General features: G+C 34.7%; 15 protein-coding genes and 3 pseudogenes. 14 read left to right on the forward strand and 4 right to left on the reverse strand.

Annotated elements, in window-relative coordinates:
- Positions 1–61: 61 nt before the first annotated feature.
- Positions 62–277 carry a hypothetical protein gene (locus AAGD69_RS01915; RefSeq protein WP_341812399.1) on the reverse strand — a complete coding sequence of 72 codons (216 nt, stop codon included), beginning with the start codon at positions 275–277 and terminating at the stop codon, positions 62–64.
- 97 nt (positions 278–374) lie between these two features.
- Between AAGD69_RS01915 and AAGD69_RS01920 the strand changes: the two genes are divergently transcribed.
- Entirely contained in the window at positions 375–575 is a 201-nt protein-coding gene (locus tag AAGD69_RS01920; protein WP_341812400.1) for a hypothetical protein, read from the forward strand.
- A 104-nt stretch (positions 576–679) separates the two neighbouring features.
- Here AAGD69_RS01920 and dut read toward each other — a convergent pair whose 3' ends face one another.
- The gene (dut, locus tag AAGD69_RS01925) at positions 680–1141 is read right to left on the reverse strand and encodes a dUTP diphosphatase (RefSeq protein ID WP_264688252.1); all 462 of its coding nucleotides are present in this window, start codon (positions 1139–1141) and stop codon (positions 680–682) included.
- Positions 1142–1290: 149 nt separating this feature from the next.
- Positions 1291–2097 (reverse strand): folate-binding protein, encoded by an 807-nt coding sequence (locus AAGD69_RS01930; RefSeq protein ID WP_341812401.1) that lies wholly within the window; start codon positions 2095–2097, stop codon positions 1291–1293.
- A 173-nt stretch (positions 2098–2270) separates the two neighbouring features.
- Between AAGD69_RS01930 and AAGD69_RS01935 the strand changes: the two genes are divergently transcribed.
- From AAGD69_RS01935 to AAGD69_RS01995, 13 genes and pseudogenes are all read left to right on the forward strand, one after another.
- Entirely contained in the window at positions 2271–2561 is a 291-nt protein-coding gene (locus AAGD69_RS01935; RefSeq protein WP_064125033.1) for a co-chaperone GroES, read from the forward strand.
- A gap of 100 nt (positions 2562–2661) precedes the next feature.
- On the forward strand, positions 2662–4311 hold the full coding sequence (gene groL / locus AAGD69_RS01940; RefSeq protein ID WP_341812402.1) for a chaperonin GroEL: 1650 nt from the start codon (positions 2662–2664) through the stop codon (positions 4309–4311).
- A 287-nt stretch (positions 4312–4598) separates the two neighbouring features.
- Positions 4599–5102: a protein-disulfide reductase DsbD domain-containing protein gene (locus AAGD69_RS01945; RefSeq protein ID WP_341812403.1), complete on the forward strand. Its 504-nt coding sequence runs from the start codon at positions 4599–4601 to the stop codon at positions 5100–5102.
- 227 nt (positions 5103–5329) lie between these two features.
- Positions 5330–6664, forward strand: a complete 1335-nt coding sequence (locus tag AAGD69_RS01950; protein ID WP_341812404.1) for an alanine/glycine:cation symporter family protein — start codon at positions 5330–5332, stop codon at positions 6662–6664.
- A 129-nt stretch (positions 6665–6793) separates the two neighbouring features.
- Positions 6794–9310, forward strand: coding sequence for a hypothetical protein (locus AAGD69_RS01955; RefSeq protein ID WP_341812406.1), 2517 nt, complete (start codon positions 6794–6796; stop codon positions 9308–9310).
- Between the two features lie 667 nt (positions 9311–9977).
- Positions 9978–10811: pseudogene (locus AAGD69_RS01960) on the forward strand (transposase family protein).
- Between the two features lie 491 nt (positions 10812–11302).
- Positions 11303–12253 carry a hypothetical protein gene (locus AAGD69_RS01965; RefSeq protein ID WP_341812407.1) on the forward strand — a complete coding sequence of 317 codons (951 nt, stop codon included), beginning with the start codon at positions 11303–11305 and terminating at the stop codon, positions 12251–12253.
- A gap of 12 nt (positions 12254–12265) precedes the next feature.
- Positions 12266–12463: a hypothetical protein gene (locus AAGD69_RS01970; RefSeq protein WP_341812408.1), complete on the forward strand. Its 198-nt coding sequence runs from the start codon at positions 12266–12268 to the stop codon at positions 12461–12463.
- Entirely contained in the window at positions 12456–13280 is an 825-nt protein-coding gene (locus AAGD69_RS01975; RefSeq protein WP_341812409.1) for a hypothetical protein, read from the forward strand. The genes AAGD69_RS01970 and AAGD69_RS01975 overlap by 8 nt, the downstream gene beginning before the upstream one ends.
- A 47-nt stretch (positions 13281–13327) precedes the next feature.
- Positions 13328–15553 (forward strand): hypothetical protein, encoded by a 2226-nt coding sequence (locus AAGD69_RS01980; RefSeq protein ID WP_341812410.1) that lies wholly within the window; start codon positions 13328–13330, stop codon positions 15551–15553.
- A 96-nt stretch (positions 15554–15649) separates the two neighbouring features.
- The gene (locus tag AAGD69_RS01985; RefSeq protein ID WP_341812411.1) at positions 15650–15835 is read left to right on the forward strand and encodes a hypothetical protein; all 186 of its coding nucleotides are present in this window, start codon (positions 15650–15652) and stop codon (positions 15833–15835) included.
- Positions 15836–15887: 52 nt separating this feature from the next.
- Positions 15888–16154, forward strand: a complete 267-nt coding sequence (locus AAGD69_RS01990) for a hypothetical protein (protein ID WP_341812412.1) — start codon at positions 15888–15890, stop codon at positions 16152–16154.
- 45 nt (positions 16155–16199) lie between these two features.
- Positions 16200–17150 (forward strand): annotated as a pseudogene (locus AAGD69_RS01995) (IS481 family transposase).
- A 75-nt stretch (positions 17151–17225) separates the two neighbouring features.
- Here the strand turns inward: AAGD69_RS01995 and AAGD69_RS02000 are convergent.
- Positions 17226–17435 (reverse strand): annotated as a pseudogene (locus AAGD69_RS02000) (recombinase family protein); the annotation flags it as partial.
- Positions 17436–17529 lie beyond the last annotated feature (94 nt).

Raw genomic sequence — 17529 nt, forward strand, 5'->3', positions numbered from 1 at the left:
GTGAGCCTAAATAAGTGTTAACCCCTTTATTCTCCTTTTTATTTAAACCTAATTCTTCCAATCACTTTTCGTCATCACTTATTGGAACATATTCACCTTGCTCATTTTTCTTTGCTAGTGAATTTATATCTAAGAACACAATATCACCAAACTCCGCTTTACCATTACCAAATTTACCAGTAACATAGTAATCTTTGCCTGCTAAGCTGAAGTTTATACGATATTCACCTTCCACAACCTTACCGTCTTTGTCCTTATTTTGGTTATTCTTTTTCATTTCCTCATACACCTCTTTTGTTACTAGCAATGCTGCTTATTTATCATCAACAACAATCTTCGGAGCTTTCAACTCAGATATTTCGTTATTTTTGCTGATGGCATATACTGCTAAACAAATCAGTGCAACAGCAACAAATGCTAAAACACTCATTCAAAGTGGTGTAGCTGCAAAAGCTGCAAGTGGAGCTAGCATGGAAGTTGAAGATATCCAATATGGTGCTGAAAGTGCTACTGCTGCGCCTATAACATACAGAGAAGTAAGTGCAACAAGTGCAGTGTTTGTTTTGTGGAACTGACCATGGTGATTTTTAAAAGTTAGCATAAATGACCTCGTTTAATAAAATATTAATATGCTTAAATTGTGTATAAAAGAACTGTCATAGTCACGCTTTTTCGCAAATTACCTACCACTTGAGCCAAAGCCCCCTGCATTGCGACCGGTTTCTTCTGTGCAGAATTCTTCTCTGTCATCCCAAATTACCTGAGACACAGGAGAAATAAGGATTTGTGCGATTCTATCTCCTCTTTTTATCTCATACGACTGATTACTTAGATTAATTAGGCAAATCTTCACCTCACCTCGATAATCAGAGTCTATAGTGCCCGGAGAATTTAAGACAGTGATTCCATGTTTTGCAGCAAGACCAGAACGTGGGCGGATTTGCCCCTCAAAACCGTTTGGTATTGCAATCACAATTCCAGTTGGAACAAGTAATCTCTCAAGTGGATTTAAAACAGCAGAGTCATTCAATGCAGCATAAAGATCCATACCAGCACTCTGCGTAGTTGCATAACATGGAAGAGACAAGTCTTCTCCGTGTGATAATCTTTTTATTTCTACTTTAATTTTACTTCTTTGCACTCCAATTTACCAACTATGAAAATTCAATTATAGCATGTAAATTGTATCTGCAAAAGTAATAAATGTTACATCGTAAATGATGTCATTCTAGTGCGTGACGCTAGGCCATAAAATAAGTTTTTCGTTTCTATATGCGCTACCTTAAGACTTTAATTATACAACGTCTTAACGCACTTAACCCCATCGACATATAAATTTGCATGACTTTTTTGAGTATTAAGCAATGCAAGTCCAATGTTGTCTACACTAGAGCGCAGTTCCCCTATTTCCTCATTATTTTCATTTGTCACTTTAGTGCCAATATCTGGAAGTGCGTTATCCCCCTCAACAAGATAAAGTTTTCTTCTGAATATTTCTTGTCTGCTCATTCGATTTACGACTTCCTGACCTACGTAACACCCCTTATTAAAGCTTATACCGTTTGCCTTATCGATTAAATATTGCAATGGGAACGATGAATTTTGTACCATATCTTTTGCTCCATCTGGGACAAGGTTTTTAATTCTAACTTTTTCATACTGAATAAAATCTCCAACCGGTTCTTTTATTTCATCTTTATGTATGATCCTCATTCCTAGCAGCTTGTGCCTTGGATCTTGAAAAATAACTTGTGACTTACTACTACACTCCGCCAACTTAGTATCAAACAAAACTCCAACCTTATATAGTGCACTAATGTCTTTAATTTTCACTCTCAAATAAGTTTTAAGTAAATCTAGTTTCTCGATTATTTGCTGTAAGTGCAAATTTTCGCACTCTAAGAAAATATATCTACCATATTCAATAAGAAAAAAATCATATAGGTATTTTCCCTGAGGGCTAAGCAATAAAGAGTAAATAGCTTTTTGGCTATCTAGCTTATTAATATCATTGGTTATAATGCCCTGCAGAAAATCTCTAGTGTCAGGCCCATATAGCACTATCACACCACGACTTAAGAATGGTATATAACTCATGAAATCTCTATAAATAAACCTAAATTTTATTATATAACATTAGGCTCTTTTAGAAACTGCTTTTGGCGTGCATATTTTATATGGTATGCATATTTTACAAGCTCCAGCCCTTGAAATCTAACTTACGAGTATATATATAAAGTTATAGGTTAATTTGTTGAGAGGAAAAGCAAATGTCAAGTATAAGTTTAAATGTATTGGATGATAGCGTGCTGATCAAGCCTGTTAGCGAGGAAAAGCAGGGTGGAATTATGCTTCCATCAAGTGCTGAAAAGAAACCTACTAAAGGTGAAATTGTAGCAACTGGTGAAGGTTCACGCAACTCGAATGGCGAACGCATAGCTTTAACTGTAAAGGCTGGTGATAAAGTGTTCTATCGTCAATGGGCTGGTACAGAAATAGAACATAATGATGAAAAGCTTATCGTGATGAAAGAGTCCGATATACTTGCTGTCATTAAATAGCAGTCTTTATTTTACTAAACTGAAACAAAGCACAACATGGCGCATTTTAAATGGTTTTATTATAGTTTTCTAAATTTTTTATTAACAAGAGGTGATAAAAATGACTAATGTAGTAGTATCAGGTGAGCAGTTACAAGAAGCCTTTCGTGAAGTCGCAGCAATAGTGGATTCAACGGTAGCAATAACTGCGGGACCTAGAGGAAAAACAGTAGGGATTAATAAGCCCTATGGAGCACCAGAAATTACAAAAGATGGTTATAAGGTGATGAAGGGTATCAAGCCTGAAAAACCACTAAATGCTTCAATAGCAAGCATCTTTGCCCAAAGTTGTTCTCAATGTAACGACAAAGTTGGTGATGGTACAACAACGTGCTCAATATTAACTAGCAACATAATAATGGAAGCTTCAAAATCAATTGCTGCTGGAAACGATCGTGTTGGTATTAAAAACGGAATACAGAAGGCAAAAGATGTAATATTAAAGGAAATTGCATCAATGTCTCGTACAATTTCTCTAGAGAAAATGGATGAAGTAGCGCAAGTTGCGATAATCTCTGCAAATGGTGATAAGGATATAGGTAACAGTATCGCTGATTCCGTGAAAAAAGTTGGAAAAGAGGGTGTAATCACTGTTGAAGAAAGTAAAGGTTCAAAAGAGTTAGAAGTTGAGCTGACTACTGGCATGCAATTTGATCGCGGTTATCTCTCTCCGTATTTTATTACAAATAATGAAAAAATGATCGTGGAGCTTGATAATCCTTATCTATTAATTACAGAGAAAAAATTAAATATTATTCAACCTTTACTTCCTATTCTTGAAGCTGTTGTTAAATCTGGTAAACCTTTGGTTATTATTGCAGAGGATATCGAAGGTGAAGCATTAAGCACTTTAGTTATCAATAAATTGCGTGGTGGTTTAAAAGTTGCTGCAGTAAAAGCTCCAGGTTTTGGTGACAGAAGAAAGGAAATGCTCGAAGATATAGCAACTTTGACTGGTGCTAAGTACGTCATAAAAGATGAACTTGGAATCAAGATGGAAGATCTGACACTTGATGATCTTGGTACTGCTAAAAATGTTAAAATTACTAAAGATAATACCACAGTTGTCAGCGAAAATAGCGATTCTGACAGTGTGAAAGCTAGAATCGAGCAGATCAAATCTCAAATTGAAACTTCAACTTCTGATTATGACAAAGAAAAGCTAAGAGAACGTTTAGCGAAATTATCAGGTGGTGTTGCTGTGCTAAAAGTTGGTGGAGCAACTGAAGTGGAAGTTAAAGAACGTAGAGATAGAGTTGAAGATGCGCTGCATGCAACAAGAGCTGCAATTGAAGAAGGCATAGTTCCAGGTGGTGGAGTTGCACTTCTTTATGCTTCATCTGTTCTCGACAAATTAAAAGGTGCAAGTGACGAAGAGCAAATAGGCATAAACATTATCAAGAAAGTTCTCAGTGCTCCAATTAGAAGGTTAGTTAAAAATGCTGGTCTTGAATCTGCTGTTATCATTGACTATTTGATTAAGCAGAATGATAAAGAGCTTATATACAACGTTGAGGCTATGAATTACGCTAATGCATTTACAGCTGGTGTGATTGATCCAGCGAAAGTGGTGCGTATTGCTTTTGAAACAGCGATATCTGTTGCGAGTGTGCTGATTACTACTGAATCTATGATAGTTGATGTACCAAGTAAAGAAAATGCTTCATCTCCTATGGGCGCAGGAGAAATGGGTGGCATGGGTGGATTCTGAGTAGAGTGAAGCCGTGGAGCAATTGCTCCACGGTAGTTCCAAAAAATCTCACATTTTACTATTCGTTAAAGGTAATACGTTTGGTGCAGAAAGGCACTACTGTTTGCATCCGTTTCATCCCTTTATATTGTGGTTGTCTAATAACAAAAAGGCAGCATAAGAAAACTATAACCCCTGGTGTATTTATACTAGCATAATGCTATATTAATAAATAATCTATATAATGCTATTAAATATAAAACTTAAAATCTAAATCACTTTCTCTATAAAAGGAGAAATTTGCCTTAATGAAAATACATATATATTTAATATTGTTTTTATTTTTTTCTTGCACCCAACTATATGCTGACGAGGAAATTGCAAAATTTGATTTACTTATTGGCGAGATAAATGAAGCAAACCTCACTCTTAAAGGTGCAATAAAGGTTACAGTAGAACCAGGCTGGCACATATATTATAAAGATCCTGGAGATTTCGGTCTTCCCACTTCTTTTGATTGTAAGGGTAACACATTAAACATAGATATTTACTGGCCTACTCCAAAGGAACATAGAGATAAAGTAGGAAGAGAGATATTTATCAGTAACGTATATAAGGATATGGTATTATTTCCCTTTAAGATGAATGTATTTTCAAATCAAGGGTATATTGACCTTAACTTCCATATAAATTATGCGATATGTAAAGATAGGTGCATCCCTAAAAATGTTGAGATAAAAACCAGGCAACCACTAAAGGATTTTATAGATTCTAATATCAATAAACTTATAAATGAGTGGTATGAAAAATAGGGTTTTATAGCTAACACGTCATACCGCCGCGGTATCTCGGCATAGATTCCGCTAACAAGTAGCGGAATGACGAATTTGTCGTTTTTCAAATTGTCGGTAAATCTAAGTCAGTTTAGCTATAGCAGGCTATTAGCTTACTATAGCTTTTGTAGTGTGACTCTCATAAATAATAAATTAGGTATTTTCAATTTTTGTTGTATACTTAAATAAAAATCTCACTTTTACAGATGGATACAGTAAAGTTTGTTTTATTACTGCCAACAATATTACTCATGCTAGTTGCTGGTGTTTACCTATCGGTTAAACTAAAATGGCTACAGATATTTAGATTGCCGTACGCCCTTTCACTCATTGGAGTTAAAAGAGGGGAAAATAAATTTTCTTCTATAGCCGCCCTGTTTACAATCTTAGGGGGAAATTTAGGAGTAGGAAATATTTCAGGAACTGCTGTTGCTCTAAAAACCGGAGGACCGGGCTCTATTTTATGGATGGCAATAATTATTGTTATCACTTCTGTGATAAAATATGTCACTTGTTATCTAAGTATAAAAACCAGAAAGGAAAAGAACGGACGGTTTATAGGTGGCCCTGTAGCCTACATGGCTGATGCATTTAACTCTAGAAAAGCCACAATTGTGTTTCTAGTTGTTATGATGATGGTTTCAATAACAGTTGGTAACCTTGTTCAGGTAAATTCTCTATCAATACCACTTAACATGATAGATGTGCCTGTAATCATTGGTGGCATTGTAATGGCCATAATATTCTTTGTTGTTGCAGCTCTCAGCTTAAAAAAAATTAAAATTTTTATATCGGCTATGATACCGATAATGACGGTAAGTTACCTCACACTTTGCGGTATCATATTATTTAAGTTTAGTAAAAATATCCCTCCTTCTCTAAAATTAATAACAAGCAATTTTTTGACAGCTAGTAGCTTTAACTCTGGTTTATCCCTAGGTTTGATTTTAGAAATGTTGACTATTATTCAAGTCGGAACTTTGCGAGGTATTTTTGCAACAGATATAGGGCTTGGCCTCGAAGGAATCGTACACTCTTCAATTGTTCCTAAGAAAAATAATAATAAATTTATTATTGAACAGAGCCTAATCACAATAATATCGCCTTTTATAGTTGCATTCATAGTGTTTATTACAACAATGGTACTGCTTGTCACAGATTCTTGGGTCACTGATTTAGAGAGTACTAACATGTGCATATTTGCTTTTAGAAAAGCTATGAATTGGCCCTATATTGACTATTTAATTATGGCCATAATGTTTTGTTTTGCCTTTACTACTATTTTTACTTGGTTTTTTTGCTCAAAACAGACAATACTCTATGTGTCTATGGATAATAAATACACTAAAATCTGGATTGTAATTTTTACCATGATCATTCCGCTTGGTGCGATGGGTAAAGTCCGATTGCTATGGGATGTCGCTGATATCTCGATTGCTGCTTTGTTATTTATTAACATACTCGCTATACTCAAGCTAACTTCTAAAGATCCAGAAGTGTTTACTGTGAGCAACAGATATTTAAAATTAGGCGCCAACTAAAAGTTGCCATCTGAGTAACAACACAACTTTCCTTAATAAAAATTCAACCAATGCTCGTAATAATTATATTAGCTAATATTAGCTAGTATTAGCTAGAACTAAAGGCAGAGGGTTATTAGTGAGGGGTATATGAACACTAACGATACACAACAAGAACACATTTATAATGAGCGCATTCAAGAATTTTTTCCTTTATTTGATAAAAAGGACGACCCAATTTATAATGCTAGAGTTGATTTTAACACAGTAAAGTTTTTAACAGAATGCGCCGATTGGGATTGGAACGAAGATAAAGACAAAAATAAAGCATGTGGAGTTATTTTTCAGGAATGCGACAAGACAGCTAGACAAGAGCTTGAAGATAAAGCTAAAGAAGAGTTGAATAAATATATTACTAATGCTAATAACATTAATGATGATGTTAAAGATAAAAAAGTTTCAATATACGGTAATCATGCCAGTATTACACTGGAGGATAACAAGAAAGAGTTCAAAATCAGCGAATTTTTAAACAGTGATTTTTGTCAGAAGAATGGAATCTCGGGATTTTCAACGTTGCATAGTGATGGAAAGAGCGGAATGCATGGTTTTGTTGCCGAGGAAGGAGGGAAAAAAATAAGACATTATGTTGTAACCGATGGTTCATATGAAATGACGCTAAATTGGTATGTGAATGGGGAAAAGCGTACTATTAAAGTCAATATTGATAAAGAAGGTGTAGACCTTATTGAACCTAACAGTGTTACAGAGCAATTAAAGAAGCAATTAGAAGTAAACAAAGACGTAAAAATAGGTGGTTTATTCTTGCATGAAATAAAATTCAGGGAAAAAGGAAAAGTGAATGAGGTGCAACATGACGGAAAAGACAATCAAGTCCTTAACAAATCATCTGAAATCGCAATAAAAAGTAACAGTAGAGATATTGAGCAAGAGGTCAAAAAACCTGTTCAAAAACACCAATCTACTCATATGAATCGAGAAATCGGGTCTCAGACCCCTCCGCTGCTACCACTTAGAACTAGTTCACTTCCACCTAAAGAAAATGTTGTCAATGAGCAAGGGAGGAATGCCTCTGCCAAGCCTGTGAGCCAAGATGGTGGGCAAAGAGATAAACAGAATAATCCAACACCTAATAATCAGCAAAAAGGTGCAACTTCTGATCCTTCGGACAGTTCTACTTTCACCAAGTCTGTAAGCCACAATCAAGATAATAGGCAAAAAGATGAACGGTATGACAATCCTAAATTTGGACATGCTGTACCTGGAAGCCAAAAACTAGATAGAAGTGAGCAAACACCTAATAATCAGCAACAACCTAAAACCCAGCAACAAGAAGGAAATAGCAAAGGCGATCTATTACAAGACATCAGAAATTTCAAGAGAAACAGCTTATGGCGCACTGGTGTTGTTGATGGTAGCGGAGCATCAATGGAAGGAGGCAGGAAAAATGAATCAACGTCTTCTATATTAGAAACATTAAAGGACAAAGTTCCTTACTTGCCTTATTCAAATATACATGAACATGACAGTGATAACCATGGTGCTAGTGATGCTGAGTGGGAAGAAAGTAAACAGCCACTTTCTGTTCCAAAACCCAATAGCAAAAGTGACTCGGGCTATTCACCTCAAATTCATGCTCAACCTCAAGTAGATCCTGAGCAGCCGAAGAGGAGCTTAGAGAACATTGAACAAAGTGACCAAACTCCACCTGAAAATCTTCTTAAAGAAATCAGAGATAGATCACAGCAAGATAATAGAGGATTAAGGCAAGTTGATCCTACTGATAAACTGTCACAAGATAAAGAAGATGGGTTGCAAAAAGACGATTTAGCAGATGTAAAAACAGTAGAAGGTCCAACTGTTAGTGTCTCTGCTTCAACACCAAATAGTATAAGTGATTCAGGCTATATATCTCCAACTAATGGTGATAGTAAATCTCAAACAGATTTAAAACAGGTAGGAAGGAAATTAGAAGAACATATTAATCTAACTCCATTTGAAGAACTTAAAAATACATTAGGTCAAGAAAATCTCGGGTTAAAACCGGCTGATCAGAGTCAGATTAGCGAAGAAACTAAAAAACGCTTGAGAGAAGTCGGGTTGCTAAAAGACAGCTCAACAGACATAAAAACAAACGATTCGGGCTATTCATCTCCAACTCATGCTAATCATGAACAATCTCGAGTAAATTCTGGACAGTTAAAAGCGAGCCTAATGAATGTTGAACAAAGAGATGACACTCTACTTACGGAATTTACCAGTAAGTTGGATAAAGAAACTCAGAAGTTCCCACTAAAACCAGTGGATCAGAAAGAAATGAGCGAACAAACCAAAGAACATTTATTAGCAGCCGGATTGTTAAAAGACAGTTCAACAGACATAAAAACAGTGGCAGAACAAGAAAACAATGACACTAATTCAATTGTAGATAAAAATAGTAATCTATATAAATTACTAGAGAAAGATGAAGCACAACTGAAAATTGGAGTAATAGAAGAAGAAAGAAAAGATACTTTAACGGAACACACTGATAGTTATGATCGCAACAGAATTGCATTAGGTAACAGAAATAAAAGGCCACTGGATTGGGCTAAACGTATTGCTGAGTCACAAGAAAAAGATACTAATAAAAGTATTTTAATGTAAATTGAGGTTAGGGAATGTTCAAAAAAGTGTGTCAAACCGCATTTTTAACTCAACTCAATTTTCAATCTACCAGGAAAGAAAATATCAAGTTGAGATATAGTTAAAGCCCAATTAGGTATAGCCATAGTGGGAGTGTTAAATAAACCATACGCGTCAAGTTAAGGCCCAATATAGCACCATTTAAAGTGGGTATCTTGTTTGTTACATTTATTTTTTGGGAAATTTTGATCTAAAATAAGATAATTCTTTTAGAAGAGTCTATAAATTACTAGCTTTATTACTTAATATCTAAAATAATCTTTACCACTTTTCTTTTTCCTTATGCTACTTTCCCTTAACTTGACGCGTATGGTTTATTTAACACTCCCGATAATCTCGTTATACCTGACTTGGAAACAAAAGAATCTTAATCCCTTTCAAAACCTTCTATCTATTGTCTCTTAAGCTACACCTCTGAACGGATACATATATTTCTAGACTCCTGATACAATGTTGAACATTTTTTTTGCATTTTGAGTTCTATGGTATTTTGTTTAACATTGAAGCAAGAGTCTAGACTCTTGCTTCAATGTTAAACAAAATACCATAAGACCTGCTGCAAAAGGTGATTGAAAAAATAATGTGAGAGAAGTAGAAGAAGAATAAGCAGATTGAGTAAGGTAAAAAAATGAGCTTTAGTTACTATAACATGAAGAAGTACCCAAGAAACTTTCGTAATATAACAGGTTTAACTATAGAGGAGTTCGAAAAGGTAGTGGAAAAAGTTAGGTCTGGGTGGAAAAGAGTTGAAAAACAGAAAAAGTGCCATGGTAGAAGATCACAACTACCAACTCTAGAAGATAAGTTATTTTGCGTAATTTTGTACTATCGCACTTACATAACACATAGATTTTTAGGGTGCCTGTTCAATGTTCACAACGCAAATGTATTTAGGTTACTGAAGAAAATAGAGCCATTACTTGCCAAAAAAGTTACTATAACAAAAGATAGAAGTATGACACCAGAAAAAATACTGAAGATTCTGGCTGATGTTACAGAATAGCAAATACAGAGACCAGAAGATAGTAAAAAACGGAAGAAATCATATTCAGGAAAAAAAAGAACCAACACTATGAAAACTGAGATTGTTATCGAAGAAGGTGGAAGAATTTTATCAGTGTCAAATTCATATCGTGGTAGAATTAATGATTTTCGCATAAGGAAACAAGAAAAATATTTACCAATCGATAGCATAAAATATGCCGATTCTGGATATCAAGGTTGGCAAAAATTGCAAAGCAATGTTATAATTCCATATAAAAAGTATCGTAAAAAGCCATTAACTCCAGAGCAGAAAGAGCATAATAGAAGATTAGCATCATTTAGAATGAGAGTAGAAAATAAGATCCGTGAGATAAAGATATTTAAGATTATGTCTCATGTTTACCGCAATTTTCAGAAAAAATACAACCTGAGGTTCAATATTATTGCTGGTATTGTGAATCTTAAGCACGCCTTTTAGTTAACCTTGATTTTAGTCACCCTCCTTTCCTTCTTTTTATTGCTTGATTCTCAGCAGGTCTTAGGTTACTTTAATTCTCGTCTACTCTATTTACTGATATACGTTGGACTTATAGTTTAAAAAAAATTAAACCAAATTCCAAAAATGTGTATAGCTAATAAAAGACCTTATATTGAGCCTTTTAAAACGCTTTTATCGAAATATTACTTTTGGTTAGAAAAAATTCCTACAATATTAATTGACAAGTTTTAAGGGTGAAGTACGATTTCAGAGTTGATACGGAATTTATAAATTATTATAGCTCTGTATCTTAATATGGTTTTGTTTGTGAGGTAAGAATTATGGACTTAGATGACCTAACCAAGGTAGCTTTTTCTATTATTAAGGATGACGATCCTTATAAAGAATCTAAACAACTTTAAATAAAAAATTGGGGGCGTGGGTACTTGGAGACTATTAATACCGGAAACCTTCCTTTTTTCCTTGATATATTGTCAAATGAAGAATGTTGGGAAAAAACCAATACAATATATGGTATCAAACTCAATAGGAGAGTAGTAGCTAAAAAGATGATTGAACCAAAAAGTTGGAATGGTATAAGTAATCCGCTGGATGACTTTGATCGTTACCAAGTTGCATGTTGGTGTTGCTTAGAAGAGGATGTAATTTCCCTATTTGAACATTTTAAGCAGGAAGATGAAATAAGAGACGGAGATTCAGATGCACTAAAAAAGTTAGTTAAATCAGTAAGTGGAAGTTGGTGTACAGATGCAATGATGCAATTTTGGTCACATTTCATTAGTGGATATATTTCAGAGTTAGATCTAAAAGGTCAGCATGCTTATGTCTTTGGTTTACACCGCGCAGCAATAAGTTCGAGGAGAAGACGTGTAGAAGCAGTAGAATTTTTTTGGGATAAGGTTCAGTCATTACCTGAGAGTGAGTTAAGTACTCGAGAGAAAGATGAAGTTTTCATGAGAATTGCATTGCATGCAGCAGGTGATAGTGGCTATCCTGATGTATTTGAATTTTGTTTAAGTCAGATAAGTCCTGATAAGTATCCAGAGCTTTTAAAAAGAGATTTGGAGAGAAATGGTTGCTATGATTCTTTAAATAGAATAAAGAACACGCTTAGCTTTGATAAATATCAGCAATTGTTTGATTGTCTAAAACAGAGTGAAATTTCAGGAGATTATTATAATGCCCGCTTGTGTTCTATAAAAATACAAGAGTATTCAGGATGTTATTTAGATGCAGCTAAAAAGCTTTTTCTCCATATATGGAAAAAAGAAGGGTTTGACAGTCATCGTGCTTTTGTAATAAGTGAGGAAGTAATGGATTCATCTCCTTGTTTTCATACAAATCTATTAGTACCTTGGGTGAAGAAGGGTATTATGGAACCGGTATGGGCAGTGCTAGATAAGCTGGTGGACTCTAATTAAATAAAAGAATTCATGACTTACAAACAAGCAGATTACATACGTTCTGTTTTAGAGCAAGGAGATAACGCTTCATTAAGTAAGTTTTTATCTTATAGTGGTTCTGTTGATGTAGATCTTGACCAAAAGAATATACCTGGTCCAAGTGGTGATTTATCTGATGTAAAGCTTAACAAAATGCATGATAAATCTCATATAAGGTTAGGTGAATAAAAAGTTATTATATAATTTAGGGGGCTATATGTTAAGTCAAGAAAAACCACAAGATTTTGAATTAATAGAGCTGTTAATTCGAGAGAAAGCGAGAGTTAGTCAACCTGGCCCAAGTACTTCAACCCAACAAAAAAGTGATTTTGAATCTTTCAAAGCAAGGTTTCAATCTTATATTGATCAGATTCCATCGTATTTGCATTCTTCGGGAAAGCCTGGATTTTTTCCTCATTTCTTTTTAGGAAGTTTTTCTACTTTCATAGACACAGAAATTGCAACAAAGCTAGATATTGAAAAAGTATATTTCTGTTTTGATGGTTCACAAACTTTAAAGGTGGCTATTATAAGAAAAGGTGACATTAAAGGTAAAAAAGATGCGATAGATAAGATAAGGTTATTTGTAATCTCAGAGAAAGGTGCCCCTTCTGCAACTAAAAAGTTCAGTTATGGTGAATTGAGGGATGCATTAGGAAGATCTCAGCCTGCACGATTTCAACCTGTTTTTGACAATCAGGGCGAATTAAGAGTTAAATCAGTAACAATTGATAAAGGTAATGTTAATCAACAAGGAGTACTTGTTGCAGTGGAAGATAAAAAATTGCATGAAGATGATGCTTTAAAAGATAAGTTTCAAGAAATAAAACGCGGATTATGGCAGAATCCAGAAAGTGATATAGCCAAACTTACCGATTCTGACGCAGAGGAAGTTAGTAAACCTTTAGAGAAAATTCTTAAAAAGTTAGTGGAATCTACTCTGAATATAAGAATTCACTTATCTATGCTCAAGGAACAAGAGAAGCAGCCCATCATGGATTTATAGCAGGAGCTTTGGTAAATTTCCGCTATAGACATAATCTCAGGGTTTACTTGGAGCAATTTGCAGGAAGAGGTTATGCTGATATTGTTCTAGTGCCTCGTGGTAAGGATAGATCATTAAATGCTGTTCCTATTATTATTGAATTAAAAGCTGGAGAAGGTCGTGGTACTACATCAAATGATGCATTAGAGCAAGCAAAAGATTATGCGAAGGGGTTTCAGCCAAATACAATGCGTGTTTTGACCATTTCAGATAATGTGTTATGTGTAGGTTTAAATTTGGATTCAACTGAAGGTGAAAAGTTTTCAATGCATATATCACCTCGTGAAGATAGAGAAATTGCTCTACCTACAATGCAAGCACTCTTGAAGGAAGCTTCAGATTGGAATGGAAGACAAGATACGATCACTAATGTTAAAGAAAAAATAAAGCAGCTACTAGAACGTGTTTATCATACATTTCCTGGTACACCAGAGAAAGGAGGTAATTACTTCAGTAGATTTCTATTAGGGCAACTTCTTCTTGCTGATAAGTTCAAGAGAATTAATTTAGAGAAATTCGTATTTTTATACGAGGAGAACCCACTTGTTTCTTCTACAAGGTCAGGTTCACAATCAACTACAAGGCCTGTGACAACATTTATGCTGACTAAAGGAAATCGGGAACAGAACAAAGAAGTGTTTGTTTTTCATATTAGAGAGGGAGGAAAGGGAGAGTTTAGTGAGAAGAAAATACCCATTAATCTACCAAAAGTTGGTAAAATAACAGAAGTATGTATAAGTTTACAAGAAGAAAGAAAATCAGATTTTTTTAATGTAGAGAAGGTTAATAGATATAATTCTTTGGATGAGTATAAGCAGGGAAAAAGTTTTTTTGGTGGAGAGTGGAAAAACATTCCTTATCCTGCCGAGTTAAAGGAAACATTTGATGCAGTACTAGAGTCTCAGCTTGCTTCTGGACAAGATCAATCTCCATCAATAGGTAAGTATAAGGAATTATTTGGAAAGTTAGGTGAGGGAATGTTACCTTTTAAAGGTTTAATAGAAAAAGAAGCACATACCCAAGCTGTATTCCACGGAGCATTTAGCCACTATAGTGATGTAAAGCTAGGAGAATCAAAAGAAAATAGGGCGTTAGTACTAACTGAATTTCAAACTGGTAGAGGAAAACGCATTGATATGCTAGTCCATGGTATTAAGTTTGCAGACCAAGCTAACAGTGCTAAAGAATATATACCAATAGGATTAGAGCTCAAGGGACCAAGGAAAGGTAAGAACACTGATGCATTAATAAAAGAAGCAAATGATCAGATCAATAAAGAGTATACAAAAGGTGTAGCTTATAAAACGCTTACGGATGGAAAGGAAGTGGATTTTATAGGTGTTGTACTTAATGAAGAAGCGAATAGTGGAAATTCTCTTATTCTAGCGAGCAAATATGAATTCACCCCTGTTATAGTAGTGCATAGTTCTGTAGATGTGATTCATACTAATCAAGTAACACAATCTATTGACACAGCTAAGGGAAAACATTTAGAAGGAATACAAGAAGTAGCCAAAAGGTTGAAAAATCTGGGTATACAAGAGGAAAATCTACGTACGTTAGAGTCTGCAACCGCAGCAAAAGATTATCATTACTGGCTTCAAAAACACGATATAGCTGATATTGCAAGAATAGAATATGGCTATGGTACTGATACATTGTTTGAAGTAGTGGGATCACCGAAGCATATAGCTAATCAATTACAACAGTTTCAGAATAGCGTAGTAACAAGAGGTGAAAAGCGGCCATTAACTTTAATTGTTAATTTAAATGATAATCATTGGGTTACGTTAGTTATTGTGTATCAAAATGGGGGTTATGCCGGGTACTATGCTGACTCATTGGGTAACAGCATTACAGATAATATTCGTCAAGTTTTACAACAGGCTCAAATTAACGTTGATGATGTTTCTGTTGCTCAACAGAGAGATGGTTACAATTGCGCCTTATGGGCATTGGAAAATGCTAGAGATATTAATACTGTATTGCAAAGAAGTAAAAATAATGTTCTTGATGAAATACGTGGCCATTTGCAAGTTCGAGAAAGAAATGAAGATTATTTTGTGCGTGCAAGAGAATATATTTCAAATATATTAAGTATGGATTCACAATGTAGAAATAACCTAGAATCTATATTTGCTGGAGGTAGTAGCTATGATGCGAGGCCTAGAAATGAGTTAGGATCTCCAGGAGTTAGTAATGTTTCCAGAGGGCATGGGCGTGGAAGTCAATGATGAACAAAGATATTAGATTAACTCAAAGCAGTACAGTATACCTCTCTTCATGATAAATATGATTTGATCAGTACTGACGCTTTTAATGAGAGTATTATGAAAAATAACGAGAATGATATGGAGGTAGGCAAGTCATTTATCATATATTTTAAAAATTTCTATAAAGAGCCTAAAATGAAAACCTTGTCTATAAAATTTGCTGATAAAGAGATAATGTTAAAAGATCATCAGGAGGAAATAAGTACGGCAAGAGACGTGGATATTGTGAAAAAAGAGTTATAAGGATCAAGTCTATGATGATGTTTTCAATCGTATAAAAAGCAATCCAGAAGTCATGGCATTTGATCAATCTCATAGGCAGCACATTAGAAATCGTAGAAGTGAGTACACAATCAGTAGTGGTACAAGACCATCTTCATGGATAAATGATTTATTTGGTTGGGTAAAAAGCTCTATAGATAGATTATTAAGCTCTAAACCTGCATTGTCTGAGGAAACATCAAGCACTCCAAGTCCAATCTCACAAGTAGATGCACCAATGGATGTAAATGGTACAATAATGTTACTTGACGTACTTGTGATGTACAGTCCCAGAGTGTGATAGTATGATAAAATGTGAGAAAAAAATACCATCAAAGGAGGAATTATGGGACAAGTATTACATGGGTGTGCCAAAACAACAGAGACGATTCGTAGAGCAATACAAAATAGTAAAGAGAGCATAGCAAAACTCTCAAAGTATTATAACCTTAATCCAAAAACTATTATTAAGTGGAGAAAACGCTCATTCACTAAAGACGCTGATATGGGTCCAAAACATCCAAGATCAACTGTTCTAACTTTAGAAGAAGAAGCAATAATCGTCGCATTTCGGAAGCATACACTTCTACCATTAGATGATTGCCTTTATGCCTTGCAGTCTACAATTCCGCACTTAACTCGTTCTAGCCTGCATCGCTGTTTACAAAGACATAACATTAGCAAACTGCCAGATGTTGATGGTGAAGCTAAACCAAAAAAGAAATTTAAGAAATATCCTATAGGCTATTTCCATATTGATATTGCAGAAGTCAGAACAGAGGAGGGAAAACTATATCTATTTGTTGCTATAGATAGAACATCCAAATTCACCTATATTGAGTTACATAAAAGTGCTACAAAACCCATAGCTGCTGAGTTTTTACGTAATTTGATTAAAATTCTACCGTATAAAATCCACACTGTTTTGACAGACAACGGTATACAATTTACCAACCAGAAACGCCATAAATACGCTTTCCAACACATATTTGATAGAGTTTGTGAAGAACATAATATTGAACATCGTCTAACAAAAATCAGCCATCCTTAGACAAATGGGCAAGTTGAACGTATGAACAAAACTTTAAAAAATGCTACTGTTAAAAAATACTACTACCAATCACATCAGCAACTCACAAAGCATCTTTATGACTTTGTCATGGCTTACAATTATGCAAAGAGACTCAAAACTCTTAATGGTCTTACTCCTTTTGAATTTACATGTTCTCAGTGGACAAAATCTCCTGAATTGTTTATACTAAATCCTTACCATCACACTCTGGAACCATACATCTAACACTGGTTTACCTCAATTTTTGAAGTATTGGTTTTTCAGCACATACTCTTTTCAATCTCCTGTTGCTTTTATAAATCAAGACACCAGTCCGTAAAATTTCTCCAATTGCTCACTCCATAACATCGGTACTTCTCTCAAACCAGATAGCTTCAAACTACTTGGCTGTTTCCCATTTATTATGTCTCCTTTAATTTTTGGTGCTAGATAATTTAATCTTAAAATTTGCTATATTCTTCTCATGCTTATCTTAATTTTAGTGCTCATCTCTTTCACACTTGCGTATTTTTTAGCTTACGAGTTTCTATTGCCTATATGAAGTTGCAAAATCCTACAAATTAAACGTTTTTTTAAACATAGTTAATATCTCCTATTTTCAGTA

This window comes from Wolbachia endosymbiont (group A) of Conops quadrifasciatus (assembly GCF_964027015.1).
In the GTDB taxonomy this organism is placed as follows: Bacteria; Pseudomonadota; Alphaproteobacteria; order Rickettsiales; family Anaplasmataceae; genus Wolbachia.